The sequence below is a fragment of the Aquamicrobium defluvii genome, assembly GCF_004363725.1.
In the GTDB taxonomy this organism is placed as follows: Bacteria; Pseudomonadota; Alphaproteobacteria; order Rhizobiales; family Rhizobiaceae; genus Mesorhizobium; species Mesorhizobium defluvii.
The window spans coordinates 1-5010 of the sequence record NZ_SNZF01000063.1 but is presented as its reverse complement, the minus strand read 5'-3'; the positions used below and the strand labels follow the sequence as shown (position 1 = coordinate 5010).

5 protein-coding genes and 2 pseudogenes are annotated in these 5010 nt (G+C 60.9%); all 7 read left to right on the top strand.

The window, feature by feature from the left end; genetic code table 11:
- Positions 1–244 precede the first annotated feature (244 nt).
- Complete coding sequence (locus DES43_RS21895) at positions 245–1105, top strand: metallophosphoesterase (RefSeq protein WP_035031104.1); 861 nt, start codon at positions 245–247, stop codon at positions 1103–1105.
- Positions 1106–1119: 14 nt separating this feature from the next.
- Entirely contained in the window at positions 1120–1533 is a 414-nt protein-coding gene (locus tag DES43_RS21890; protein ID WP_133676393.1) for an amidase, read from the top strand.
- Positions 1534–1537: 4 nt separating this feature from the next.
- Entirely contained in the window at positions 1538–2791 is a 1254-nt protein-coding gene (locus tag DES43_RS21885; protein WP_035031099.1) for a Zn-dependent hydrolase, read from the top strand.
- A gap of 282 nt (positions 2792–3073) precedes the next feature.
- Positions 3074–3187: pseudogene (locus DES43_RS23125) on the top strand (transposase); the annotation flags it as partial.
- Positions 3175–3543 (top strand): annotated as a pseudogene (locus DES43_RS21875) (IS5 family transposase); the annotation flags it as partial. The pseudogenes DES43_RS23125 and DES43_RS21875, both read left to right, overlap by 13 nt.
- Positions 3544–3690: 147 nt before the next feature.
- Positions 3691–4095 (top strand): baeRF12 domain-containing protein, encoded by a 405-nt coding sequence (locus DES43_RS21870; protein ID WP_035031096.1) that lies wholly within the window; start codon positions 3691–3693, stop codon positions 4093–4095.
- A 48-nt stretch (positions 4096–4143) separates the two neighbouring features.
- Positions 4144–4956 carry a calcium/sodium antiporter gene (locus DES43_RS21865; protein WP_051520737.1) on the top strand — a complete coding sequence of 271 codons (813 nt, stop codon included), beginning with the start codon at positions 4144–4146 and terminating at the stop codon, positions 4954–4956.
- Positions 4957–5010 lie beyond the last annotated feature (54 nt).

Genomic DNA, 5010 nt, shown 5'->3' with positions numbered 1-5010 from the left:
CCCTGGCGCTCCAACGCCCGAATCCCGTTTTGTGGGCTTCAACACCCGGAGACTACGCCACCCTCTCAAAAGTCCACCACATCCCAGACGGCACCGCGCCTCGGCTGTCCCTGCGCTGCGTGCCATCGACGACGGGCACTATTCTGCCTGCATCAAAAGCACCTGCAAATCCGAAAGCTCCGCAGAACGGGACCATTCTCATCTTGTCCAAAATCCCGCCACAGCCAATAGGGCCTGACGCGCCATGCATGACAACATTACCTTCGTTCACCTGACGGACATTCACATCGGCAATCCTTCCGATCCGGATACGGGGCTTTTCTCTGACACCGCGACGACCCTGCGTACGGTCCTGGCTGAGATCACGAAAATGACGCCGCGTCCAAGCTTCGTCATCATCAGTGGAGATCTGACTCACAAGGGCGATATCGGAAGTTATGCACACTTCAAGCAGATTCTTGCCGAAGCGGATCTGGACATTCCGCTGGTGTTCGCGTTGGGAAATCACGATACAAGGCCTGGATTCTACGTAGCGATGAAGGAGCGTTCGAACAATCTCGATGCGCCCTATATGCACGACCTCGTCCTTGAAGGAATTCATATCATCGTCCTCGACACAAGCACACCTGGTTTTGTCGGCGGATCCATTGAGTCAGAGCAGTTCGAATGGCTTGAGAAACGGCTAGGCGAACACACCAGCCTTCCCAAGCTGATTGTCACTCATCACAGTCCTCATCTCGACGAAAACGAGCCGTTTACCCAATGGGAATCGATTGATACCTTGGCGAGCCAAAGATTGCGTGACCTCCTTGTCGGGCGCAACATCCTGGGAATCTTGTCCGGCCACATCCACCTCGACCGCGTTTCGAATTGGTATGGCATACCGCTCTTCGTCGGAACCGGACTGTACACAGCCATGGACTATCGCTTCAATCAGCAGGGTTTGCGGGGGGTGGCGGGTACTTCCTACGCGGTTGGCACGATCCGTCCGTCGGGTCTGACAATGGCCATCATTCCTCAGCCGTCGGACCGTCGACACTATTTTCAGAGGATACGCAGCGAAATGGAAAAAGACCCTCGCTTCGCCCGCCCGGGAACGTTGTAATAGGAGGGGCATCGGTGCATAGCCTGGCTGCCTTCGGTGGCGTCGCTGCTATGAAAGGCTCGCCCGGACACGTTCCCGCCTGGCCATGGGGCGCAACCGGGATGCTCTCGCATGCCGGTCCGATGCCTCTTTCGGCCAGGGACAGCGCGCTGCTGTTCAATATTACGAAGGGACCCGATCCGCTGGACCATCAGGCTCTTCCTGACGATCAGGCCGATCATACCGATACACATCCGATCCAGTCGCTGCGCATCGGCCTTGCGCCGAGCCTGTTCGGTTTCCCGGTTGCGCCTGAGATCGACTGTGGTGTGCGCCGCGTCATCACAGCGCCGCGTGGAAGCGCAAATATGTTCGTAACAGATAGGCGACCGCCCGAAAATATTGTTGAGGCGGTCCGCGCCGAAGAACTGGAGATCATCTGTGCTTAGCGCCATGGCGAAACCAGGAAGAGACCTTACCGCCGTCTTCGATCAGATTTCCGCTATCGGAAGCCAGCCGGGAGCGGGCGTAACGCGATTGGCGGCCAGCGCCGAGGACGGAGCGGCACGGGATGCCTTCGCCCGCTGGATGGAAGGAGGCGGCGCTCGCATAGTGCACGACGAGGTTGGCAATCAGTTTGCCTGTTTCGAGTGGGCGGGCAAAAACGTGCCCTGGATCTTCGCGGGCTCGCACCTCGACACTCAGCCACGAGGCGGGCGCTTTGACGGAACGCTCGGCGTGCTCGCCGCCGGCTCTGCGGCGCTGGATCTCCATGAGGAGATTCGAACCGGCCAATTCAAGCCAAGCCGGAACCTGGCTGTCCTGAACTGGACAAATGAAGAAGGTGCGCGGTTCCAGCCCAGTCTGACGGGAAGCTCTGTTTTCTCCGGGGCCCTCCCTCTCCATGAGGCACTGGGCCTTCAGGACGGTTCCTCCATTAGCCTGCGGGAGGCTCTGGCAGCAATTGGTGTCGATGGCGATGGCAGTGCCGTTCCGCCGCGCCCCGAAGCCTATGTAGAACTTCACGTCGAGCAGGGGCGCAAGCTTATCGAGGCGGGTCGCCAGATAGGCATAGTCGAGGGGACGTGGGCGGCGCGAAAGATAGCCGTCAGATGGATCGGCCGGGCAGCGCATACCGGTCCGACACCGATGTCCGACCGCCGGGATGCTCTTCTTGCTGCCGCGCAAGGCATTACGGCCTTCGAGACCCTCATCGCGGCACGACATCCCCAGCTGCACCGATCAGCCGCGCGCATCGTTATAGAGCCGAACTCGCCAAACGTTGTGGTCGAGCGGGCGACCGTGTGGTTCGAATTGCGTGGCCTTGACGTTGAAGAACTCAACGCAGCCGGGCGAGCGGTGCTCGCGGCATTCGAACTGGCGGCCGCCAACACGGGCACGCGCATAGAGCTCGTCGCAGATACGCTGAGAGCGCCCGCGAACATGGATCCCCGGATGATGAAAATCGTCGATGGTGCTGCGCGCGGCTGCGATTTTATTCCGCTGATCATGCGCTCGGTCGCGGGGCACGATGCGGTTGCGTTACAAAACAGTGGTATTCCTTGCGCGCTTTTGTTCGTTCCGAGCGCCGATGGCGTTGCTCATCATCCCGACGAGTTCACAAAACAGGAGGACGTGGCAGCCGGGTTGATGGTCCTCAGAGCAGCACTGCGCGATCTGGTGCAGCGAGGGTACCATGCAGGGTGATGTCGCAGTCTGTGAAAGTAAGGATTTCCGGCACTGCTCGATCCCGTCCGCCACGGTCTGAGCCACGCTTTGCGTCCATTCATGCACGGCGGCGATTAGCGCTCCTTGGTGCAACTCCTGTATCTGCTGGTGGGGAACTGAAGCGGTAAAGGCGATTTCATCGCCAGACTTCGACCGGTCTCTGAATAGCCCCGAGTTTCCTTAGTGACCGTTCCAAAAAGGAGTGAGTGATTTCAGCGGGTTATGGTTCAGTCGGATTTCTGAGATTCGACGGAGATCATGATGGCCTGGACCGAAACCACTCGCCCGCACTATGAGCTGCGCTGCCGGCGCTACGCAAGCGATTTGACTGACGGGGAGTGGGCGCTGATCGAACCGCTGATGCCGCAGCCGAAGCTCTCGGCCTTCCCGTCCGCCTGATCGGCTCGCCCGGCCAGTGCAACGACATCGCCCTGGCCCATGACCTGATCGACGGCATCGACGCCGACAGCGCCCTCGCCGACAAGGGATACGATGGCGGCCATCTCGCCGACAGGATCGCCCAAAGCGGCGCCGGGGTCGTCATCCCGCCCAGGCGCAACCGAAAGGTCCAGCGCACATACGATGTCGACCTCCACAAGGAACGCAACCGCATCGAGCGCTTCTTCAGAAAGTTCAAGCACTTCCGCCGTGTCGCAACCCGATACGACAAGCTGCTTGCAAACCTCATGGCCTTCGTCAAACCCGCTGCTATCGCTATCTGGCTCAGATAGTTAAATCGTCACTACCGCCTGCATCGACCAACAGAAGAAACTTCCTGCAAGGGCCTCAACCAGCTTCTCCTTTGACGCTAATCAAGGTTTTGCCTTTCGGCAGGCTCATATTTTACGCATCGACTGGCTGCCGGAAGGAGAACCCCGATGATCTTGCCGCACGATGCCACCGTTGCCGTCGTCGACGGAGAGAAACTGCGCTTGTTCCGTAACCGGGCTCCCGAGCCTCACATCCAGCTCGTTACGCTGGATGTGCCTGAGATCGACGCTGTCAATCAGGGGTCGGGCATGCGGCACCGAAGCGTAGCGGCCAATCCCGATACAGCGCGCCTGCGCGAAGATGATTTCGCCGCTGCTGTCGCCACCTATCTCAACCGGCTGGTGCTGGAGGGTCATATCGATGCGCTTTACGTGGCCGCCGATCCCCGCTCGCTGGGCGAGTTGCGCCGGCACTACCACGACGAAACCCGCTCCAGGCTGGTCGGTGAGATGGCAAGGGACCTGACGGGGCATGCGGTCGAGGCCATCGAAGCCGCGCTGGCAAAAGAATAGCATGGATGACCGAACCGCCACCTCTGCCCCGGCCCGCGGTACCGCAGCATGGCGGCGCCGGGCTTGAGTGCGCTGGCGTGGTGCCTGTTCGGGCTTTTCCTGCTGGTCGCCGGAGCGGAACTGATCGTGCGGGCGGGTACCAGGCTCGCCGCACTCGTCGGCATCCCTCCCATACTGATCGGCCTGACCATAGTGGCGGTCGGAACCAGCACGCCCGAACTCGCCGTGGGCATCAACGCGGCGTTACAGGGCAACGGCTCGCTCGCCGTCGGCAATATAGCCGGCGCCAACAGCCTCAACATCCTGTTCATTCTCGGGCTGAGCGCGCTGCTGATGCCGCTGTCGCTGGAGATGCGCACGCTGCGTTTCGATCTGCCCGTGATGACGGCGGCCGCGCTGGCGCTGCTGGCCATGGCATGGGATGGCGTGCTGACCCGGATGGAAGGCATGGCCCTTGTCGCCGCCGGCATGGCCTACACCGTCGCCGTCATCCACTGGGCGCGCCGCGAGAGCCGGGCTGTCATTGCAGAGTTCTCGAAGGAGTATCCGGTTCCGCCCGCCGATGGCGAAAGGCGCAAGCCCTGGCCGAGCGTGCTGATCCTGCTGGCCGGGATCGCCATCGTGGTCGTCGGCGCGGATTTTCTGGTGGATGGCGCGGTCGCACTCGCGCGGATGATGGGTGTGTCCGACGCCTTCATAGGACTCACGGTCGTGGCGATCGGAACATGCTCGCCCGAGCTTGTCACCACGGTCGTCTCGACGCTGCGGCAGGAGCGCGACATCGCCATCGGCAACCTGCTGGGAAGCAGCGTCTACAATAGAGACCTGTGCGCGGGTAGTGCTTTCCGATTGATTTTGTAGATTTTTCAGCATTGCTGGTGCTGTTTGTGCGCGAAGGTTTCCGGTCGGCCCCTG